This is a genomic window from Siphonobacter sp. SORGH_AS_0500 (assembly GCF_002838835.1).
Taxonomy (GTDB): domain Bacteria; phylum Bacteroidota; class Bacteroidia; order Cytophagales; family Spirosomataceae; genus Siphonobacter.
In genome coordinates, this window is record NZ_NHPP01000001.1 from 127,527 (window position 1) to 149,009 (window position 21,483).

17 protein-coding genes and 4 tRNA genes are annotated in these 21,483 nt (G+C 43.7%); 11 read left to right on the forward strand and 10 right to left on the reverse strand.

All coding sequences use genetic code 11. The features are described from left to right. Positions 1-3: 3 nt before the first annotated feature. From BWI96_RS00540 to BWI96_RS00560, 5 genes are all read right to left on the reverse strand, one after another. A complete protein-coding gene (locus tag BWI96_RS00540) occupies positions 4-642 on the reverse strand; it encodes a TetR/AcrR family transcriptional regulator (protein ID WP_106634766.1) in 639 nt (212 codons plus the stop codon). 210 nt (positions 643-852) lie between these two features. Further along, positions 853-1,968: an acyltransferase gene (locus BWI96_RS00545; protein WP_106634767.1), complete on the reverse strand. Its 1,116-nt coding sequence runs from the start codon at positions 1,966-1,968 to the stop codon at positions 853-855. A gap of 231 nt (positions 1,969-2,199) precedes the next feature. Then, a tRNA-Lys gene (locus BWI96_RS00550) sits at positions 2,200-2,272 on the reverse strand. 53 nt (positions 2,273-2,325) lie between these two features. After that, positions 2,326-2,398: transfer RNA gene (locus tag BWI96_RS00555), tRNA-Lys, on the reverse strand. 102 nt (positions 2,399-2,500) lie between these two features. Beyond that, positions 2,501-2,573 (reverse strand) — tRNA-Lys (locus tag BWI96_RS00560). Positions 2,574-2,691: 118 nt separating this feature from the next. Here BWI96_RS00560 and BWI96_RS00565 point away from each other — a divergent pair. After that, positions 2,692-3,378, forward strand: coding sequence for an SH3 domain-containing protein (locus tag BWI96_RS00565; RefSeq protein WP_106634768.1), 687 nt, complete (start codon positions 2,692-2,694; stop codon positions 3,376-3,378). A gap of 4 nt (positions 3,379-3,382) precedes the next feature. Here the strand turns inward: BWI96_RS00565 and BWI96_RS00570 are convergent, their stop codons facing one another. Together BWI96_RS00570 and BWI96_RS00575 are read right to left on the reverse strand one after the other, a co-directional pair. After that, the gene (locus BWI96_RS00570) at positions 3,383-4,198 is read right to left on the reverse strand and encodes an SDR family oxidoreductase (protein ID WP_106634769.1); all 816 of its coding nucleotides are present in this window, start codon (positions 4,196-4,198) and stop codon (positions 3,383-3,385) included. A 51-nt stretch (positions 4,199-4,249) separates the two neighbouring features. Then, the gene (locus tag BWI96_RS00575; RefSeq protein ID WP_106634770.1) at positions 4,250-6,472 is read right to left on the reverse strand and encodes a gliding motility-associated C-terminal domain-containing protein; all 2,223 of its coding nucleotides are present in this window, start codon (positions 6,470-6,472) and stop codon (positions 4,250-4,252) included. Positions 6,473-6,588: 116 nt separating this feature from the next. Between BWI96_RS00575 and rlmD the strand changes: the two genes are divergently transcribed. From rlmD to BWI96_RS00590, 3 genes are all read left to right on the forward strand, one after another. Beyond that, entirely contained in the window at positions 6,589-8,007 is a 1,419-nt protein-coding gene (rlmD, locus tag BWI96_RS00580; RefSeq protein ID WP_106634771.1) for a 23S rRNA (uracil(1939)-C(5))-methyltransferase RlmD, read from the forward strand. A 92-nt stretch (positions 8,008-8,099) separates the two neighbouring features. Next, entirely contained in the window at positions 8,100-9,038 is a 939-nt protein-coding gene (locus BWI96_RS00585) for a beta-1,6-N-acetylglucosaminyltransferase (RefSeq protein ID WP_106634772.1), read from the forward strand. 170 nt (positions 9,039-9,208) lie between these two features. Beyond that, positions 9,209-9,772 carry a hypothetical protein gene (locus tag BWI96_RS00590; protein ID WP_198555103.1) on the forward strand — a complete coding sequence of 188 codons (564 nt, stop codon included), beginning with the start codon at positions 9,209-9,211 and terminating at the stop codon, positions 9,770-9,772. A gap of 59 nt (positions 9,773-9,831) precedes the next feature. On the opposite strand, the gene dnaB is transcribed toward BWI96_RS00590, so the two are convergent. Next, positions 9,832-11,439 (reverse strand): replicative DNA helicase, encoded by a 1,608-nt coding sequence (gene dnaB / locus BWI96_RS00595; RefSeq protein WP_106634774.1) that lies wholly within the window; start codon positions 11,437-11,439, stop codon positions 9,832-9,834. Positions 11,440-11,637: 198 nt separating this feature from the next. Here dnaB and BWI96_RS00600 point away from each other — a divergent pair, with 198 nt between their 5' ends. From BWI96_RS00600 to BWI96_RS00625, 5 genes are all read left to right on the forward strand, one after another. Then, complete coding sequence (locus BWI96_RS00600) at positions 11,638-12,606, forward strand: PhoH family protein (protein ID WP_106634775.1); 969 nt, start codon at positions 11,638-11,640, stop codon at positions 12,604-12,606. Positions 12,607-12,667: 61 nt separating this feature from the next. After that, positions 12,668-13,921, forward strand: coding sequence for a zinc metalloprotease (locus BWI96_RS00605; RefSeq protein WP_198555104.1), 1,254 nt, complete (start codon positions 12,668-12,670; stop codon positions 13,919-13,921). Between the two features lie 77 nt (positions 13,922-13,998). After that, on the forward strand, positions 13,999-16,086 hold the full coding sequence (locus BWI96_RS00610) for a ComEC/Rec2 family competence protein (protein ID WP_106634777.1): 2,088 nt from the start codon (positions 13,999-14,001) through the stop codon (positions 16,084-16,086). Between the two features lie 232 nt (positions 16,087-16,318). Then, the gene (locus BWI96_RS21375) at positions 16,319-16,894 is read left to right on the forward strand and encodes a hypothetical protein (protein ID WP_157830159.1); all 576 of its coding nucleotides are present in this window, start codon (positions 16,319-16,321) and stop codon (positions 16,892-16,894) included. A gap of 956 nt (positions 16,895-17,850) precedes the next feature. After that, complete coding sequence (locus BWI96_RS00625) at positions 17,851-18,576, forward strand: hypothetical protein (protein WP_106634780.1); 726 nt, start codon at positions 17,851-17,853, stop codon at positions 18,574-18,576. A 331-nt stretch (positions 18,577-18,907) separates the two neighbouring features. On the opposite strand, the gene BWI96_RS00630 is transcribed toward BWI96_RS00625, so the two are convergent. Further along, positions 18,908-18,991, reverse strand: a tRNA-Leu gene (locus BWI96_RS00630). Positions 18,992-19,121: 130 nt separating this feature from the next. Between BWI96_RS00630 and BWI96_RS00635 the strand changes: the two genes are divergently transcribed. Then, positions 19,122-19,508 carry a DUF3127 domain-containing protein gene (locus tag BWI96_RS00635; RefSeq protein WP_106634781.1) on the forward strand — a complete coding sequence of 129 codons (387 nt, stop codon included), beginning with the start codon at positions 19,122-19,124 and terminating at the stop codon, positions 19,506-19,508. A gap of 40 nt (positions 19,509-19,548) precedes the next feature. On the opposite strand, the gene elbB is transcribed toward BWI96_RS00635, so the two are convergent. Further along, on the reverse strand, positions 19,549-20,232 hold the full coding sequence (gene elbB, locus BWI96_RS00640) for an isoprenoid biosynthesis glyoxalase ElbB (RefSeq protein ID WP_106634782.1): 684 nt from the start codon (positions 20,230-20,232) through the stop codon (positions 19,549-19,551). A 447-nt stretch (positions 20,233-20,679) separates the two neighbouring features. On the opposite strand from elbB, the gene BWI96_RS00645 reads away from it, so the two are divergent. Then, entirely contained in the window at positions 20,680-21,456 is a 777-nt protein-coding gene (locus tag BWI96_RS00645; RefSeq protein WP_106634783.1) for a hypothetical protein, read from the forward strand. Positions 21,457-21,483 lie beyond the last annotated feature (27 nt).

Consider the following 21,483-nt stretch of genomic DNA (forward strand, 5'->3'; position numbering starts at 1 on the left):
TACTTAGCGATTTTGATACACGAACTTGGCCAGATCCAGTGCCGAGTCCAGAGCGGAAGCTCCCAGCAGATCGAAGGCCATGTTAACGGCTTTTTCAATAGCCGTATCCGTTTTCTCGAAACCTTTGGATGTGTCCTTGCTCCAAAAATCCAGTAACCAGAGCGTCTGGAGCCAGAACGCATCCGGGTATTTATTTTCAATGATGCGACGAGACTGTACTTCACGACTCTCCCGCCCCTCGGCCATCAGATCTTTGACGAACTTTTCAAACTGATACTTGAATTCTGCCAATGTCGAAGGCGTGCGAAGCGAACGGTGCTTGCGGGCTTCCTGCACACTACGAATGACGAAACTCCGATTGTTCGTGAGCGTTTCGATCCAGGTATAATAAAAGGCCAGTAACTTCTCCCGAACGGAATACGTTTCATATACCTCATCATTACGGAGGCGAGCCAATGTATCTTCGAAAAAGCCCAGCCAGATACTGCTTTCAATTTGTTCGAAGGAATTATAATACTCGTAAAAATCCGCTTCCTTGATTTTGAGTTTCTTGGCAAAAGCAAAAACGGTCGGTGGTTGTTGACCGTGTTCTAAGAGATAGTCGATATACGAATCTTTAATCTTGGTTAACGAAGCTGCCATATGTTGCGGGAAAGATATCTAATTGATAAAACGTAAAACGACTTACGGTAGTTCTCAAATTTTAGAGAATCGTTGCAGGATTTACTAGATATTTTTCCGGCAAATAACAAATGAATGCGAAAGAGTAATACAGGAGAAGGATGAACGGTAAGGGAACCCAACAAAGAGGCACGCTTTCGCGTGCCTCTTCTCATTTTACTATATGTTCTCTCACCCCAGTTTTTTTCTTAACCATGCACGAACCGGCTCATCATACCATTTCAAGCTTACGTAGGCCAAGGCAACACTACCGATCAGGACTAATAAAGCATAAGGCCAGGCTTGGGCGAGCGTTACGCCTTTATGATTACTGATCCAGGCTACGTAAAAATAAACGAGTGGGTAATGAACCAGATAAAGCGGATAGGATATATCCCCCAGGAATTTACACAGTCGATATTCCGTCTCCGTATGCACCACGCCGCTGGCTCCCAAATAAACGATGAGGGGAAAAATGAAGATTATACAGACTGATTCATACATGCCATTTAGCCACAGATGCTCAGCACCGCCTATGCGTGGCATGTATAATACAAGAGCTACCAAGAGGCTGCACCATAAAAAGGCACGTTTTACGCGAGTGGGCCTGGTGATGCGTGACAACAGTAATCCGGCAAAAAACGGATACATCGTCCGGGTAATTCCTATCCGTACCTGCTCCGCATTCAGGGTCCAGCCACCGCTGACGTCTCCGCTGGGACTAGTAATAGCCAAATGAGCCAGGGCCAGGGCTGCGATACCTACCAGTATACTGAGGGCAACAGTCGAGAATTTCCGTATGCCGACCGCGTAGAGGATATTGGCAATGTATTCAAAGAACAGGGACCAGCCTACACTGTTGAGCGGATGCATTTCCTGCCAGCCCCGTATGTCAAGGGATAACGGAACGGGTAGAATCGTGTACCCCATGAGCAGGACTAGCAACATTTTCCACCAAGGAACGGTGTGAATCAATGGCCAGATCGTTGAATCTGTATAGTAGAATCCGATAGCTCCAAGCGTCATTCCCAATATGACCATGGGTTGAAGCCGTATGAGGCGACGCTTAAAAAACGAACCGACGGTCATGGTATGCCATCGGTCATCGTACGCGTAACCCATAACAAAGCCTGACAACAGAAAGAAAAAATCAACGGCTAAGTAGCCGTGGTTCACAAGGATATCCAAATGCCCGGTCCCTAAGGGCTCCGTCAGGTGAAAGGTAACGACGATAAGGGCTGCCACGCCGCGTAATCCATCCAATATAAGATAATGCGGCTTTGCCGAACGTTCACTACTAATAATCATTGATAAATTTCAGGTTTAGAGTTCCGTATGAAAAACTATACTTCGCACAAATAATTACCTATTTGCACGAAATTTCAGGTATTCTTTAATGATTTGAGGGACTTTGTATTAGGAAAGATGCTTGGCTCCGGTTTTACCGAGGTTATTGAAATCTCGTTATACAGGCAAGAGTATCACTGATTTAACCTGAAGCCATAAAAAAAACATCCTGGTTTAGGATGTTTCTTAAAGTGATTCCGCTGGGATTCGAACCCAGGACCCATACATTAAAAGTGTATTGCTCTACCAGCTGAGCTACAGAATCGATACTCGTAAATTTCTGGTGTACTGAAGCGATAGAATCGCTAAACTTATTTGTGATTCCGCTGGGATTCGAACCCAGGACCCATACATTAAAAGTGTATTGCTCTACCAGCTGAGCTACAGAATCGTACTAATTTGCTGATGATGCGGTAAATCTAAGTTGAAATAGTGAGTTAAGGCAAGTCTGATGGGAACTTAAAAAACTCTGATTCGTACTTTTCTTTACTTGTGATTCCGCTGGGATTCGAACCCAGGACCCATACATTAAAAGTGTATTGCTCTACCAGCTGAGCTACAGAATCATTATCTTTGCTTGACAGAAAGCCTTTCCGTTTTTGCGAGTGCAAAAGTAGTGTTATCAGAAGCCGAACGCAAGTGTTAAGAGTTAAAATTTTACAATTTCTTTATCTTTTTTTCGTTTTGAGCCTCGGAAACGCTGTTGCTCAGAACGTCACGGCCAAGATTCAGCAGGCCGATTCTTTGTTTAAAATTCACAATTTTTCGAAAGCTACCCTCGCTTACGAGGATGTCCTGAAAGTTTCCAACCGCATTTCTCCCGCTATTTTTCTTAAACTTGCGTACCTCTACGAGCAAAAAAAAGACTGGTTGCACGTTCAGTATTACCTGAATTTGTATTACGAACAGATTCCTGATGAAAGGGTACTGAGAAAAATGAATGAAATTGCCCGTGATCAGGGCTGGAAAGGATACGAACTCGACGATTTTAATCTACTGGTTTTGTTATTCAAACAGTATTCCGGTTACCTCATCGGCCTTTTGCTTAGCGTGGGCTTATACGTTTTTATTATCCTGCTGATTAAAAGGATCAAGCATCAGTACATTGCTTTTCGGTATAAAGCTCTGTTTTTTCTGTACTGGTTAGCCATTACCCTACTCGTCAATCTTCCCGGACGTTACCGACAGGTTATCATCCGAAAACAGAATTCTATTCTTCGTTCAGATCCTTCGGCGGCGGCCCCTCCTACTGAGATGGTAAAAGAAGGCCACCGATTAAAAGTCGTAGGAAAGTCTGATATCTGGTATCAGGTCTTGTGGGAGAATCAGCTCGTTTACGTGAAATCTGCGGATGTGTGGATTGTCCGGTAATTCTCTAAGATCGATTTCGTAGGGGCGAGTTATCTTCTTTGGCCAGTGTATTATACACCATTTTGTCCATAAACTTGGGGAATAGCTTATTAAGAAAGACGGTGAGCTTTCCCTGAGAGGTCAGAATCAATTCGCGTTTACGATTCACAACGGCTTTGTAAATATGGACGGCTACCTCTTCCGCTGACATCATTTTTTCCTCATCTCGCATGGTTTCGCCCATGCTTTTTCCATCCTTGCCGAGTGAAGCTACCCGAATATTGGACGCCGTAAATCCAGGCGAAGCCGTCAGTACATGCACGCCCGTGTGTAAAAGTTCCGTGCGTAAGGCTTCTAAAAAGCCATTTAAAGCAAATTTAGACGCCGAATAGCCACAACGAACGGGTAAACCCCGGTAACCTGCAATAGAGGAAATTCCGACAATGCTGCCTTTGGCTGCTTTGATGTATGGAAGTGAGGCTTTGGTCGCGTATACACTTCCGAAGAAGTTAATATCCATTACCTTCCGAATTACTTCCGGGTCCATGTCTTCAAACATGGCCCGCATGGAAATTCCCGCGTTATTAATAAGTACATCCAGTCGACCGTATTTGCTGATAATTTCCTGAATCATGCGGCCATTATCTTCGGCAATACTCACATCCGCCACCAGACTTAGATAATCAATACCTGCCCGACTTAATTCCTGATTAACCTCAGCCAGTTTCTTCTCGTCCCGTCCCGTAATCACGACTTTACTACCCTGCCGGCCAAATTCAAGAGCCAACGCCTTGCCAATCCCCGACGAACCGCCCGTGATTAATACTACCTTATCTTTCATTGTAATGGTTATTCATTAAAGCACTCAAAGTACGTGATTTTTTCCATCGAGTCATCGAAGGAGGTTCACAACCCCTTTGAATTGCCGTTTGCTGTACTTAATCAGGTAATAAAACTGTCCCGTTGAGGTATTTTCTCCGGTCCACCGAAAGGTTGGTTTGGTATCCCGAAAGATCTGCTTTCCCCAGCGGTTATAAATTTCCACGAATTCAAATTGTTCAAGGCAGTTATCCAACGGTAAATCGTCAATGGAGAAGTAATCATTTTTTCCGTCATCGTTCGGCGTAAACACGTTTGGCGGAGTAAACGTATAGTCCACCATACGGTCGCGAATGGTTAACTCCACTTTTACGGTATCGAATCGATTGGGGTTACAGGAGTTATCTTCCGTTACAAAGTCAATCACAAACGTTTTTTCGGGTAACCCTTCCATTAACGCACACGTAGGTATCCACTCGAAAGGACCGCTGGCCTTACCCGTACCCGATCGATTTTGCCAGCTCATGCCGGCAGAAGCCAGCGTAAAGCCCCGCCCGTTCCCCGTCAGTGTAATCGGATCATTATCAGGATCCTCGGCATTAACCATAAAACGAACGGGTTGCCCGGTGGTTCCTTCCAGCAAGACAGTAGCGGTATTACCGGCAAGTGTGGTTTCAACCCGTGGCCTTTGACTGGGTCTGCCCGTGGCTTTCAGTTCCACACTGACCGAATCCCGCCGATTCCGACCACAACGGAGGTCAATGACATAAAAGTCCACGATATAGGGTTCATTTCGAACGGCACTACAAACGGGAGTCCACTGAAAAGGAGATCGGGCTTTTCCCAAGCCGCTGGAAGGAGTAAAAGTCATCCCTACACTGGCCAGAGTAAAACCTCTGCCTCGGGCTTCAAGACGAATGCTATCGGGATCCAGATCAAGACCATCAATATTGAATTGTAAGGGAGTACCCATCGCTATCGTCGCCCGATTGTTAGCCAGTGTCGTAGAAATTTGAGGTGGCAGATTCGGTCTTGGTCGGACAAAAACGCTGATGGTTAAAGTATCATGCTGCGGTAATGGACAACTTTCATCACTGGCAATCACCTGAAACCGCAGCGGCCGACCTTCAAAACTTTCGGCACACTCTGCCAGACAAATCCGTGCTTTGGCCGTGTCCCCTGCATGGGTAATCGTTACTTGAGAATGGTCGAGCTTAAAATCCAGTAGCGTTGGATACAAAGGATTGACTTTCAGATTCAGACGAGAATTCGCGTCCTGATCCGTAAAAAATAAGTCAAGGCAACGCTCCTGACCCACGACCATTTCGATGGTTTCTCCGGCTCGGTAAAAGTTACGTTTTCCTGCCTCTCGAGCCATCACCCGTGGCGGGGCACTCATCGGGCAGTCAATGACTTTGAGCTGAAAATCCCGTCGCACCAGACCAATTCGTTTGCCAGCCCGAAACTCTTCCACCATCACTGAAAACACATACAACCCCAGTTGCGTAGCCGTTACCGAAAGCCGACCCGTTCGACGATCAATGGCTAAAGGAGGATTGCCGGGAATGGCATTCGTTGCCGAGTACCCCACCCCCCAACTTACAGCCGGATAGGCCGAACTGCCTCTGGCCAAAGGTGCAGGCTGAGCCGCAGTGCTATACCCGTTCAGGGGTGTTACCAGCGAATAGGATAAGCTATCACCGTCGGCATCGGTAGCACTAAAGTCGAAAGTGAAAGGTTTATTAATGCAAATAAAATCCCCCTTAACGGTTTCGAAACGAGGAGAAGAATTTACAAAAACCCGGTTATTCTGGTAAAGAGCAGGCATTTCCAGATAGAATGCGGTTCCGGCACTACTCGGGCTGACGATATTATTAATAATGTTATTGCGGCAACATCTTTCCCAAACCAGGTAATACCCATCGGGGTCATTGAACACTTCCTGACGAAAAATCACTTCTGACCCGTATCGAATCAAACGGGTTCGCAAAGAGGCGGCCGAAGTGCTACACAGCGGGTTGCTGTACGGAATAATTTCATCCGTTAACCTCGGCATGACCAGGTCCGACATCCGGGCGTTGTCCTTTTTTCGAAAAATGGAGATCGTGACACTGGGATCATCCGCTCCGCGATTTCCATTAATGTCATCAAAGTAAAGATTCAGGTAAATGCGGTGCGTCCCCCCGTATAAACTGGCTCGCAATGATTCGACCTGAAGCTCTCCACCAACGATGTGCGTCGCCCAGGCGGCAAGGGTACTGAAAAGTAGTAATAAAGTCAGGTAAAATTTTGCCATAGAAGATTCGGTTCCGCTCTGAAATTACTCTTTATGAACGATTTAACAAAGAATCCCCGACGAGTACGCATTAAATAGCGATTGACCTGTAGAAATTATCTAATTTTGTAAAGTCAATGAGAAAGAACAAACAGAAAACACCCGTAATTCTGGAAAATTTACGGGTTGAAGATTTTGCCGCAGAAGGTAAGTGTCTGGCCCGGAATGATGGTCAGGTGATTTTTATTGAGGGTGAAGTGGCCCCCGGTGATCTGGTAGATGTCCGCATTTTCAAAACCAAAAATAGCTTTAGAGAAGGCCGGGCCATTGCTGTACATGAGTTTTCGAACGTAAGACAGGAGCCTCGTTGTCAGCATTTTGGCACTTGTGGAGGCTGTAAATGGCAACACATTCAATACGAAACTCAGCTTGATTTTAAAACCCGTCAGGTACGGGATTCGCTGGATCGGCTGGCTAAAGTTCCTCATCCGGGCATTCTTCCCATTATTGGCTCTGCTCAGGAGTATGGTTACCGTAATAAACTGGAGTTTACTTTTTCGTCAAACCGCTGGTATACCGACGCCGAAATAGCTTCGGGCGATACGCTGGAACGGCGGGCCGCTGGTTTTCATATTCCCAAGCGTTTCGACCGTATCCTCGACATTGAAAAATGTCATTTACAACCAGAGCCTTCTAACGCCATTCGACTGGCGATTAAAGCTTACGCTGAAGATCGGGACTGGACGTTCTATGATCTTATTAAGCACCAGGGCTTTATTCGGAACGTCGTTATTCGTACGGCCAGTACGGGTCAGGTTATGGTGATTGTTCAGTTTGGCGAACCTCAGTGGGAAGCGATTAACGAACTGACCCGTTACCTACAGGAAACGTTTCCGATGATTTCTTCGCTTCATGTGGTGGTAAACGAAAAGGTAAACGATACGTTTCAGGATCAGGACGTGATTCACGTATCAGGAACGCCTTACATCGAAGAACAAATGGAAGGCCTGATTTACCGGGTGGGTCCGAAATCTTTCTATCAGACCAATTCCGATCAGGCTTATACGCTATACAAGATTACCCGTGACTATGCTCAACTGAAAGGCGATGAGCTAGTGTACGATTTATACACCGGAACGGGCACGATTGCCAACTTCGTAGCTCGTCAGGCTGCTCATGTAGTTGGCATTGAATACGTTCCCTCAGCCGTAGAAGACGCTAAGGTTAATTCAGAAATCAATGGTATTTCGAATACTAGTTTCTTCGCCGGAGACATGAAAAAACTCCTTCGGGCTGAGTTTTTCTTTGAACATGGCAAACCCGACGTCATCATTACTGATCCTCCACGAGCCGGTATGGATGCAGATGTGGTTGAAGCAATCATTGCCGCCGCTCCCCAGCGGATTGTCTATGTAAGCTGTAACCCTGCCACCCAGGCCCGCGATGTAGCGATGTTATCGGAATTATACGAGGTGAAAGCAGTTCAACCCGTTGACATGTTCCCGCATACCCATCACGTAGAGAATGTGATGTGGCTGGAGAAGAAAGCACAATAGATCAGAGAAGGTTACCCGATAGTTTAGAGAAGGCTCAATTTTTTTGAGCCTTTTTTTTATGCCGCCAGCCCAGCTTTCTAAACTCTCTTTCGATGGAACGCAAGCAGTCTCTATCTCGAATAGCCTACTTGATTATTGCTCATCATCAGCCTTCTCACCTGGCCCGGCTCATTAAGCAATTGGAACATAGCGATGATCATTTTTTTATTCATGTAGATCGCAAACAATCAATAGAACTGTTTCAGAACGAAGTAATGACTACCGAAAATATTCACTGGATAAGCGATCGTAAGTCCATTTTCTGGGTAGGCATAGGAACTGTATTAGCGGAGGTTGAATTACTCCGGGCGGCGTATCAGTATGGAGCATTTGACCAGTACATTTTACTTAGTGGTTCAGACTATCCCATCAAACCTCCTGAATACATTAGATCTTTTTTAGTACAGGAAAAACGCATTTTTATTCCTGTACAGGGTTGCATTTATCCGACTACTGACCGTCGGTTTAGTGACCGATTTAACCATTATCATTTCATTAATAACGACTTCTTAAACCCTCGGGGCAAGCACAGTAATCAATTTTTCTTTTATCAGGTAAGGAAGTATTTAAACAAGCATCCCCTATGCAGAAGAATCCCTGAAAACATTCACTTATACCAGGGCCCAACCTGGGTTGGGTTAACTCATGCATTCGTTAAGTACTTATTCACCGAGGTTGCTATTCAGAAGCTGATTCGTTTCTATAAATTCATGTATTGCCCAGATGAAATGTTCTTACCGACTTTGGTAAAAACCTCTCCTTATGCAAATGATTTATATTTTGACTATGAAAAAAATACCGATGGATTAAACTGGTTAGGGTTATTCTACACCGACTGGCATACCCCTACTGTCATCTTACCCAAAACCCTGGTAGAAGAGGACTTTACGGCTTTAAAGGAAAGTCATATTCATGCCTTATTTGGGAGGAAATTTGATGAAGTCAAGTCTAAAGAATTATTACTTTTGGTCGATAAACATTTGTTAAAATAAATAAACATTTAAAATTCGTAAAGTATACTTGTAAATCAATCCTGACCTTGAAAGATTAAGTATCATTTATGAAGAGGTATTTTAACGTTCTATCTAACATCAACCTACAAACCATCCGGTTCAACTTTAAATATTTCCCGTTTAGACAAGCCATACGTTTTCCCGTTTACGTGGCTCCTCAAGTACACTTCAATCACTTAGCCGGGCAAGTTTCCATTGAAGGCCATCTTTGGCCGGGTAAGATTAAGATTGGTTATGGTGAAATTGGCATATTTGATAAACAAAAATCACGTTCAATCTGGCAAGTTTCCGGGAACGTTGTTTTTAAAGGAGCGTGCAATATTGGCCATGGTTCTAAAATTTCGGTTGGCGACGACGGCACTCTGATCTTTGGGGATAATTTTACGATCACGGCAGAAACGTCCCTCATCTGTTATCGCAAAATTGAATTCGGTGCGAATTGTGTACTTTCCTGGGAGATCCTAATGATGGATACGGATTTGCACACCATAAAAAATAGTCAAGGCGAAGTCATTAACTATCCTAAACCCATTCATGTGGGAGATAACGTATGGATTGGCTGCCGCTCTACCATTCTCAAAGGAAGCACAGTATCGAGTGGCTCTATCGTAGCGGCAGGAAGCCTTATCACGAAGCCGTTGGAAGGGACCAAAGCTATTTTTGGGGGAAGTCCTGTACGAATCTTAAAAGAAAATGTCCGCTGGCAGGTTTAATAAAAAAGGAACCCGATTGATTCGAGTTCCTTTTTTATTATGCGTTATTTCAGCCATACCTAGAATGGGACGTCACCCATCCCCGTACTGAAGCTGCCAAACTCACCCGGAGGTGGGGTTTGACTTTGCTGATTCACTTTACTACCAAAGGTCCTGGCAGGAGCCTGATTTTCGAAGGACCCAATCGTCTCGCTGTTATCCGCTGGACTGAAACGCGGAGCATCCATCATGGAGAAATCTCCTCCACCTAAATCAGCGAATTTGGTAAACTTATTAATAAAGCGAAGCGGCACCGTTTCGGTAGAACCCGAACGGTTTTTCGCAATGATTACTTCCCCTACACCCGTCGTTGGCTGTCCATTTTCGTCTTGAGTAATACCGTAGTATTCAGGACGATACAGGAACATTACCATATCCGCATCCTGCTCAATCGAACCTGATTCCCGTAAATCCGAAAGCTGTGGTTTTTTCTCTCCACCCCGCGTTTCCACGGCCCGGCTCAACTGGGACAGGGCAATCACGGGTACGTTCAATTCTTTCGCCAGGTTTTTTAAAGCTCGTGAAATCGAGGCAATTTCCTGCTCCCGGTTTCCGCCGCCTTTCGAGCTATCGCCCTGCATTAGTTGCAAGTAGTCAATAACCACCAACTGAATATCGTGCTGCTGCTTTAATCGACGACACTTTGCCCGAAGTTCCAGAATGGATAAGGCCGGGGTGTCATCAATGAAAATTGGAGCCGAGTTGAGCTTCCCAATTCGGGCGTGTAACTGAGCCCATTCGTGGTTGGCCAGACTTCCTTTTTTGATTTTCTCACTTTCAATTTCTGCCTCCGCCGAAATCAGACGGTTTACTAATTGAACCGAAGACATCTCCAGCGAGAACACGGCTACGGCCTGATTCCAGTCCACCGCCGCATTTCGACACGCGGAAAGAATAAAGGCGGTCTTACCCATGGCAGGACGAGCCGCAATAATCACCAATTCGGACTTTTGCCAGCCCCCCGTTACCCGATCCAGAGCCGTAAAGCCCGAAGCCACGCCCGTCAGACCATCGCGTAAGTGTTTCTTTGCTTCGAGTTCTTCCAGAGCTTGTTTCACCACCGCATTCATATCCGAAAAATTCTTACGAATATTCGATTCTGAAATTCGGAATAAATCCTGCTCGGCCTTATCCAGAAGGTTAAAAACATCCGTGGTATCTTCATACGCCATTTTCAGTACTTCATTGGAAGAAGTAATCAAATCGCGTTTGATTGAATTTTCAGCTATTTTACGGGCATACGACTCCACGTTAGCGGCGGAACTGATTCGGCTGGTTAACTCGGCCAGATAAGCCGAACCACCCGTAAATTCAAGCGTGCCATCATTTCGCAGGCGTTGCGTAACGGTTAATAAGTCAACAGGTTCCGAATTATTGAAAAGCGTTAGAACCGCCGAAAATATTTTTTGATGAGCTTCGCGATAGAAACTCTCTGGTTTCAGGATATCCACCACATTGGTTAATGCGTCTCTTTCCAGCATTACCGCCCCCAAAACCGCTTCTTCCAGATCAACCGACTGGGGAGGGATCTTTCCAAGTCCCGTATCGAGCCAACGATTACTAGTGGCGAGCCCTCCTACCGAAGTTGTTGGTTTTCTTGCAGTTATGTTTCGTCGTTTGTCATCCATAGGTACAATGTTACGCAAAAATGACGCTCATTTCACAGGGAATAAGCTCATTTTTTTCAGAAATTTGCTAAATGGCTGATACTGAAAATAAACCCGAATCCCAGGGCTCAAACCTGAAAAAAAATAGACAAGCTTTCGGAAAACCAGTCGCAAATCATTACTTTAGTCAAAGAAATTTTCACAAAACCTCTGTATAGTTTGATAGAAAAGACCATTACCCTCGACGAGGTTTCACTAGTTGACTTTTTAGGCGTCGAGAATACGAATATCCGGGAGCTTTCTGCGGCTTTCCCGATGAGTAAGATTATTTCAAGAGGTAATGAAATTACCATTCGGGGTACCTCCGCTGAAATCAGTCGAATTACAGAAATTTTAGAATCTCTACAACAGCATTATTTACGGTTCGGTAAAATCACTTCTGACAACGTAAAGAATTACCTCGGCCATACCGAAGAGGAAGGTTCTGTTCCACAGACCCCAACCGATGATGACGTTTTTCTGTACGGGAACAAAGGCATTGTAATCCGTATGAAAACGGCCAATCAACTGGCCATGGTTGATGCAGTTGCTAAACACGACATTGTATTTGCGGTGGGTCCGGCGGGTACCGGGAAAACCTATACGGCCGTTGCCATTGCAGTTAAAGCTCTGAAAAATAAGGAAGTAAGAAAAATCATCATTACTCGCCCCGCTGTGGAAGCTGGCGAAAATCTTGGCTTCCTGCCCGGCGATCTGAAAGAGAAAATTGATCCTTACTTACGCCCGATTTACGATGCTCTGGACGACATGATTCCAGCCGAAAAGCTGAAATTATACATCGAAAACCGAACCATCGAAATCGCCCCGCTGGCGTATATGCGGGGACGAACGCTCAATAATGCCTTTATTCTGCTGGACGAAGCTCAAAACACGACGACCATGCAGCTAAAGATGTTTCTGACGCGGATGGGTCCAAACTCCAAGACCATTATTACCGGGGACCGCACTCAGGTGGATTTACCAACCAAGATGAAATCTGGTTTGAGTGAGGCTTTAACCATTTTAAAGGATGTTCCCGAAATTGGTTTTGTTCAGTTAGACGGACGTGATGTGTTACGTCACAAATTGGTGCGATTGATCATTGAAGCCTACGAAAAGGCCGAAGCTCCTCATGAATCAAAAAGATAGTCACTCCAGTATTCTTTGCAAAAAGCCGCTCCTCAGCGGCTTTTTGCTTGGACTTTTATGCATGAGTACCAGCTGGGCTCAACGCATCCGGGATTGTGCGTTTTCTCCGGTGTATCAACAGCAGGTTTTGAAGGTAAAAAACGCAACCATCTCCCGGCAGATTTTCGAAGATTCGATTCGGCATTACATCCAGAATAAAAAAAATCGGGGTGGCCGTACCGCTGAGAAAATTATTCGCATTCCCGTGGTCGTTCATGTGATCCATAACAACCCTGATTCATTAACCATCGGCGGACGCGGAAACGCGAATATTTCGGTGGAGCAAATTGAGTCGCAAATCCGGGTCCTGAATGAAGATTATCGCCGGAAAGAAGGTACGAATGGCTATAATACCAATGCCGTAGGTGCTGACATGGAGATCGAATTCTACCTTGCCAATCGGGACCCTAACGGCAATGCGACTACGGGAATCATTCGTCGGTATCGAAACAAATCCATTTATTCGATTGATACGGATTTGGAAACAGTTAGTGCCACAAGCTACTGGCCTTCTGACCATTACCTGAATATCTGGGTCTTACCCGACATTTATTCGTACCTGGGTTATGGACAATTTCCAGCTTCCACCTCGGTTCCCGGCTTAAGTTCTTACTTTCAGGATTATGCCCATACGGATGGTATTTTCGTGGCTCACCAATACTTTGGTTCTACTGGAGATCTGGCTGATCAATCTTACGCATTGGGCCGAACGGTTACCCACGAAGTAGGCCACTGGCTGGGGTTGATTCACACCTGGGGCGATGAATATTGCGGTACTGATTACTGCGATGACACTCCCCCCACGGAATCGTCTAACAACACCCGCTTTTGTAACGACCGCTACTCCAACTGCGTTTCAGGACAGACCACGCGAAATATGATTGAAAATTACCTTGATTATTCGCCCGATGCTTGTATGAATGTTTTTACCCAGGATCAGAAAAATCGGGTGCGGGCCGTTTTAGAGTTAAGTCCCCGCCGAAAACAGTTGGTTAATGCTAATAATTCGCTCGAAGAAACCTCAACGCTACAACTGAAGGTTTACTCGAACCCAATTCAGAATAAGATACTTTATTTTGACGCTACTTTTCAGGGATTACATTCGGTCAAATATCAACTCACTAATACGCAGGGCCATACTTTGTTTCATTCAGAAGCAAACAATCAGCCCAGCAGTAGTTACTCAATCCCGGTCGGGCAATTAACCCCAGGTACCTACATTTTAACCTTTGCGACGGAATCCGAGAAAGCGAGCCATCGCATTGCGGTCCCTTAACCATTAGCTAAGTATACTCAGTTTTAGCAAGGATTCGTGAAAATAGATTTCAACTTTGAAGCCTAAAAAATGACTTCATGCGTTGGAATCTATTTCCTTTTTTAAGGTATGTAATAGCCCTCTCTGCGGGTACTCTACTCTACCATTGGGGGCACTTCTCCTTTCAAACTTTTCTGATCATTTCAGGAACGGCGTTGATCGCATTCCTGGGGCTTCAGTTTACTACCGTCGGAATCAAATGGCTTGGCGGTCTGGCGGGAACGGTATTCTGTATGGGTTTAGGAGGATTGATTACTCACACCTCCGATGAAAAACTTGCGATTAACCATTTTACACCTCTTCAGGATTCTGTTATAGCCTACCGGGCGGTTTTGTCCTCTGCCGTTGAGAAAAAGCCCAGCACCTACCGAGTTATTGCGGAGATCAATGCCGTAAAAGTTCAACATGAATGGCGGGAGACTCAGGGAAAAATACTTCTGTTTATCGACCGGACCATTACGCATAAGCCCAGGTATGGCGACGTATGGCTCATTCGCAAAAGACCGGAGTTAGTCGAACCACCTTCTAATCCCGATGAATTCAATTATCAGGCTTATCTGGGTTACCAGGGCATTTACCATCAGCAATATGTACACGCCTTTGATTTTGCCCGGCTTGGTAACCATCCCCCTTCGGTGTTACTCAATTTAGCCTACACGATCAATGATAAAGCATCATCCCTACTGGCAGAGAAACTGCCCTCAAGACAGGAATACGCCGTAGCGGCTGCCATGTTATTGGGCGTTCGGGAAGAACTTGATTATGAGTTGCTCCAGGCTTATTCCGCTGCCGGTGCCATTCATACACTTTCCGTTTCCGGGATGCACGTGGGTATCCTTTTTCTGGTGTTAAGTTGGTTACTAACACCCCTGCGAAAAGGATCCAGTCACCAAAAGTGGCTCTTTGCCAGTATAGTTACTTCGTTCCTCTGGGGATACGCTTTGGTAACGGGTTTATCTGGCCCAGTGCTACGATCGGCCATTATGCTGAGTGTCTTTGTCTGGAGTGATACCTTTCGACTCAGCCGAAATGCGTTTAATACCCTGGCCTTTTCCGCTTTTCTCATTCTGCTTTTCAGCCCTTACAGCTTGTTTCAAATGGGCTTTCAGCTTTCCTACCTTTCCGTGGCAGGAATCATGTACCTCTATCCCAAGCTGCATTGGCTCTGGAAATTTGATAACCCCTTGGGGGCCGAACTTTGGAGTTTATCCTGCGGAGCCGTGGCCGCACAGGTGGTGACTTATCCGCTGGCGGTTTATTACTTTCATCAGTTTCCTACGTATTTTCTAGTGGTCAATCCGTTGGTAATGGCCTTTTCCAGTCTGGGGTTAATCGTAGGTATGGCGTATCTAATCTTCGCCAGCGTTCCGGTTCTCAATGACTTTCTGTTGTATGTATTAAAATTATCCTTCGGTGGCTTAAACGTAGTAGTGAAAGCAACCGAGCATCTACCCGGAGCTTTATGGAATAATCTGCTGATCACCCCTGTGCAATTGGTAATCATTTACGGAGTTATCCTGATGATTTTGATGCTTTTTCTAAAAAGGCAAAAAGCCTATTTATGGGGCGGATTGGGGCTCGTCATTCTATTTTCGTTCAGCAAGGTATATGCCTTTACGCAACATCGACAACAGCAAATTATCTGCATTCACCACCTTAAAAAGCATACCGCTATTAGTCTGATCAAAGGCAGAAAGCTACACCTACTGGCTGATTCAGCTTTATATGGCGATACCAGAACTCAATCCTTACACCTGGTGCCTTTCTGGATTAATCATGATATACGTTCCAAAGAATCAGGCGTAACGCCGACTCATGTCCGTCCCATTCCTTACGGGAATTACATTGAGTGGCAATCCAGAAGTATCGTTTGGATACATAAAGAAATTCCTAAGTACACTTCGTTTTCCATCAACCAATCGTTCGATATTTTGCTCCTCACCAATAATGCGATTCGTTACCCAGGTGATTGGATAAAACAGGTTTCAATGAAACAAGTGGTACTGGACGTAACGAACAGCAAAAGCGTTACCAAACGTTGGGTAGAAACTTGCAGAAGATTACGTATTCCCTGTTATGATATTCGAACTTCAGGGGCTTTTGTATACGGTTATGAAGGAATGTAAAACCATCTCAAAAGATGGCTCCATTCAGACACCTAAATTTTTCTAAAAAAATAGGTTTAAAACCTACAGACTTACTCTATTAAAAGCATGAATCTAAGTATTATTTCTCACGTATAAACACCCAAAATAAGGGGATTTAGATAAAGGGTTTTGTATTTAGTTGATAAGCTTTTAGTATTGAAGACGCATATACCTAGGTACCGCCTACGCACATTTAACTATTTGAATTCTTATGCTCAAACATGTATTGTTTGCAGTATTCCTGCTCTCTATTTTCTCATGTAACCATGAGCTTACCAAAGAGGAAACTTGCGAAAAACTTGATTCATCCTTAAGAAAACATCTTGAAGATCTTGCTTTTAAAGGTAACTACCCATGTACGATCTATGAACTTAGAACCGTAGACTTTGAAGAAGTTAGCGATAACTACCTTGACTCTATGCGGCTGACTACTAACTATCAGGATTATGAAGATTACAAAAGTCTGCTTGAATCAACCATTGAACTTGCCCAAACAGAATCATCCCAAGCCAACCTGTACTTAGAAACGTTTGGTAAGGGTTCTTTATCAGATATTTCCAGAGAAGACGCCCAGAAACATATAAATGAAGCTACGCAATATAAAGATTCGCTAGTAGCCATTATTAAAAGAGATTCCGTCATAAAAGCACGAATAGCTTTAAGAAAACATGCGGAAAGAAAGTATTTTAAAACCAAAACTTTCCTAAAAGCCACCCTCGGCGATCATAACAAGCTTGATACCGTAAACTACATTTTTACCAAAGACTTTAAACCCGTTATTAATTAAAGTAAATAGGTTACCTGATATACCGGCTACGAAAAAGTTAATTATTTTGAGGGCTTCTACAGTAAGGCAAGTAATAAAAGCAAAACCTAAGTATTCTTACCCACGTTCAAATAATATAAATGAAAGATTTCAGATAAAATATTTTGTAATATTTTAACAATCTTTTAATATTGAAGTTTATATGTAAACAGTACTACCTTTCAACTTTAACTATTCGCCCTTTGTACCGCCTAATTATTCTTGCCTCTTTCCTGATCTTAAGGACAAAAATCTCTTTCTCACAAGGAATCTGTAAAACAGAATTTTAAATAATTTAGGACAACTGGTTACTTCACCTAAAGCGTTGGTTTGATAATGGACTTTCCAGTGCTACTACTCAGAAGTTTTAAAGTAATATAATTCAACTAATTCCTTCATGAAGAAGTTTTCCTTATTTGCATTATTGTTAAGTTTATTTCTAATCCTTTCCTGCTCCAAAGACACAGAGCGTTACGAGTATCTCATTGAATATATCATTACAGGGAATACTACTCCTATAACAATAGTGTACAATAATGAAAACGATGTACTAGATACGGTTACCGTTACCTCTCTTCCTTACAAGATTCAATTAAGAAAAAATACGATTGAGAAGACCTGATTACAAGCCTGGAAGCATACTAATGCAGGTACTATCACAGTAGAAACCCGCTATAAGGGCAAAACGGTTAAAACTCAACGTACGGAGCGTGAACATGGTCAGGTCCATATCCTCATCATAAAAGAAAATGACATTCTAGCTATTGAACAACAGCCTGAAGAATGGGAATGCGGAACCTACAACGGAAATCGTCTTCGCACGGGTCCAAAAGGTGGTTGTTATTACATTAACAGTAATGGCAATAAAACCATATGTTGACCGGGGGCATTGTAACTGCCAGTAATTTTATAAAATTATTAAATGTATTTAATTTCCTATGAAACACCTTTACACTCTCCTATTTTTCCTCTCCACCTATTCTAGCTATGCTCAGGTAGCCATAGGTACGGAAACACCCGATCCCAGTGCTCAGTTAGAAATAAGCTCAACGGATAAAGGGCTACTTATTCCAAGGATAACCTATGCCAACCGCCCCGGTAGCCCAGGCAAGCTAGCGGCTACAGCTGGTCTAATCATCTATCAAACCGATAATGATCCGGGATTTTATTTTTACGATGGTAACGTATGGGAAAAGATAGTTAAGAAGTCAGAGCTTCCTACGCTCAGTTACATGGATGCTACGCTTACATTTGGACCACAAGCTACAAGGTTTATAGCTTGGAATGGGTTTAGTGATTATCCTCTACCATTCACCGTACAAAGCTCCTCCCCGGATATTACCCTCAATGCCGATAGTACTACCTTTGTCATCCAAAAAGGAGGCGTTTATTCCATCGAATATTGCATTAACGCCGAAACCATTTCTGGAAATTCATCTATAATTGAATTCAGAATCAACGGAAAGTTAGAAAGTCCGCTTACAGGCATAGCAACTTTGAAGACCCCAAGGGTATTAATTACAAGAATAGTACGGATTGAACCTAACTCAACCATTAGAATAAAAGTCAGTCCCAGCTACGTCGAGAATAGAATAGCCCCTACTGTAATGGACTTTTATCCCCTTGGAACGAAGGGATATATTAAAATAACCAAGCTTCAATAAATCTTATCTAGCTAAAATGTCAAGAGTAATATCTGGTGCAGGTAGTTTCTAAGGAGTGGCGACTCACCCACCTCATTTAAGCATGCAACTGCGTTTACTTACCCCCTGAACACATTAACATTAGAGAGATAAGCCGGTCGTTCTGGTCTCTTCGCTGCTCAACGGAGAGACTAGCGACAGGCATAGCCAAAGCTCGGGTGTGGTCTATTCGTTAATAATACCAGTTTTTTATATCCGAAATTCAGCAGGGGGCCTAAACGCAGAAAACCCGATAAACCAGCTTTTACAGCCGATTTATCGGGTTTATCTCGGGTTTTACCCCTCACGAGAGTGACGTTGGGGAGACTCGAACTCCCATGCCGGAACCGGCACTACCCCCTCAAAGTAGCGTGTCTACCAATTCCACCACAACGCCCTTTGTTTAATGTGGTGCAAAAGTATAGATTTTTAGAAGCGAATGCAAGTAGTGTATCGTATTTTTGCAGCAGCATTAGCACCAGTACCATGCTAGGTGCTGATAATCAAATCCTCTTATTGAAAAATAAATGGCATTAGAAATCGAAGGTATCCTGCAACAAGTGTTGCCCGAAGTAAATGGAACCAGCAAAACAGGTAATCCCTGGGTAAAACAGGATTTCGTAATTGAAACCACGGAAGATCAATATCCGAAAAAAGTAAACTTCTCTCTTTGGGGAGACAAAGTAGCAGATTTCAAACAGTACACAACCGGCGATAAAATCAAGGTTTCTTTTAACCTCGAATCGCGTGAGTATAACGGCCGTTGGTACACTGAAGCCAGAGCCTGGAAAGTAGAGCTGGTTGATAATAACGGATTCGTCGGCGGAGCTGGAAATCAATCTTCAGATATTCCTTCTATTCCCGCGTCTCCTCTCCTGCCTTCCGATAACGGCACGGACGATTTACCATTCTAAGTAACAAAAAGCGGTAGAGCCTTACTCTACCGCTTTTTGTTTAGATGATTTCCAGCAATTTCTGCACTGCTCGTTGGGTATTTTTTCGGATCCCTACGATGTCGGTTTCCATCATGTAACACGGAGCCGTGACTATTTTCAGTTTCTCATCAACAATGACTTCGTCGATGCCAGCTAATGCGTGCTGCGAACCTACACTTTCAATCCCCGCCGCAAAACCAGAAATGTCATAGGGTGAAGCTTCCTCGGTTGTGCCTAACGTCAGGAGTGGATGATATTCCGAACCTTCCAGTGCTTTCGCAATGACAACCGGACTCACGCAGAGGGAAGCAATGCCGACTTTATTCCGTACCGCTTTTAAAATAAGCTCTTTTACCTCCGGCAATACCTCAGCAGCCGGACCATTGAAAGCCCAGTTAGACAAATTTTTTGCTGCCCCAAATCCTCCCGGAATCAAAAGGCCATCCAGCTCTTCCAGGTTTAGCTCTTTCAAATCCTTCACCGCCCCCCGTGCAATACGAGCCGATTCGACCAGTACATTCCGCTGCTCGGACATTTCTTCTCCCGTGAGGTGATTGATTACATGATGCTGCATAATATTAGGAGCATAACACTGATAATCAGCTCCCAATTCTTTAATGGCAAGTAAAGCTAAGGTCGCTTCGTGGATTTCCGTTCCATCGTATACACCCGATCCGTGCAGAATAACTCCAATCTTCTTCATGATTACTCTTTGGTTAGTGATGCAAAGAAAAGATCAATTCATGAAGACAAAAATTAAAATACAGGTAATCTTTCCTAACTATTCTCAATCTATTCGATCATTAATTTCTTCAAACTTTATCCATTAACAAGCCAGAATCAGCTCATTGATCAAAGCTTAACTTTCCCGAAAATCTGTATTATTCATTTAATAAATATTAATTCCTATTCATTATAAAATTGGAATTTATTCAATCACAGGCTTTTGTTGATACATTAAATTGTGTCCTTACCAGTAATCTTAATAGAAGACGGCAAGGATATTATTATATCTTTTACTTATATAAATATGACTCATTAGAGGGCCTATTATTCTAAAATTATTTAGATACTTTATATGCATAGAAACCTAATTAATTAAGTCATATATCTTAAATTCGGCGGTTTTAAATTATAAGATTTTTCACCTATGAAGTATTTTTCTATTTTCCTCCTTAGTATTTTCTCACTAACTACTTTTGCTCAGGTTGGCATCGGTACTTCCACCCCTCATTCGAGTGCTCAACTGGAGATTTCTTCTCCTAACAAAGGTTTGTTAATCCCACGGATTACAAAGCAAAACAGACCCGGAAGCCCTGGAAAAGACACCGCAGTGGCTGGTTTGATGATCTACCAGATAGATCAGGATTCGGGCTTCTATGTATATGATGGAAAGAATTGGGATCGTATGGTTCGTTCCAGTGAAGTGCCTAACAACTCGTATTTGTATGCCTGGGACAATCGGCAAGGATACGTTTTAGACTATAACAACTACAAAACTTCCAATACCAATCGTTTGAATTTAGCCATAGCTCAGAATAAAGGTTCGGCGTTTCCCGTCGCTGTGCTATTTCCTACCTACACTTCTTCGCCTGATATCAAAGCTAATTATAGTTCTGTTAGTCATGCTTATTATTCATTTCAGGTCAATAATGCAGGCTATTACCAACTTACGTTTTCTATTACTCCCGATCAAACACCCCTGGGGCTGTATTTTGCCCTGATATACATCGATAACAATCCTCTTGCCGAGTCTAGAATATCTTCTGTTAAATCCAACTATACGGTAAATTCTACTTCTATTGCTTATATACCTGCTGGAGCTATCGTAGAATTAAAGCTTACCCCTCCCCTCTCACTTCCCAATACTATCCACATTGCTGAAGGAACGCAAGGCGTTAAATTATATCTCCAACGTTTACGATAACTTCTTATAAATTAGCGATTTATAAGA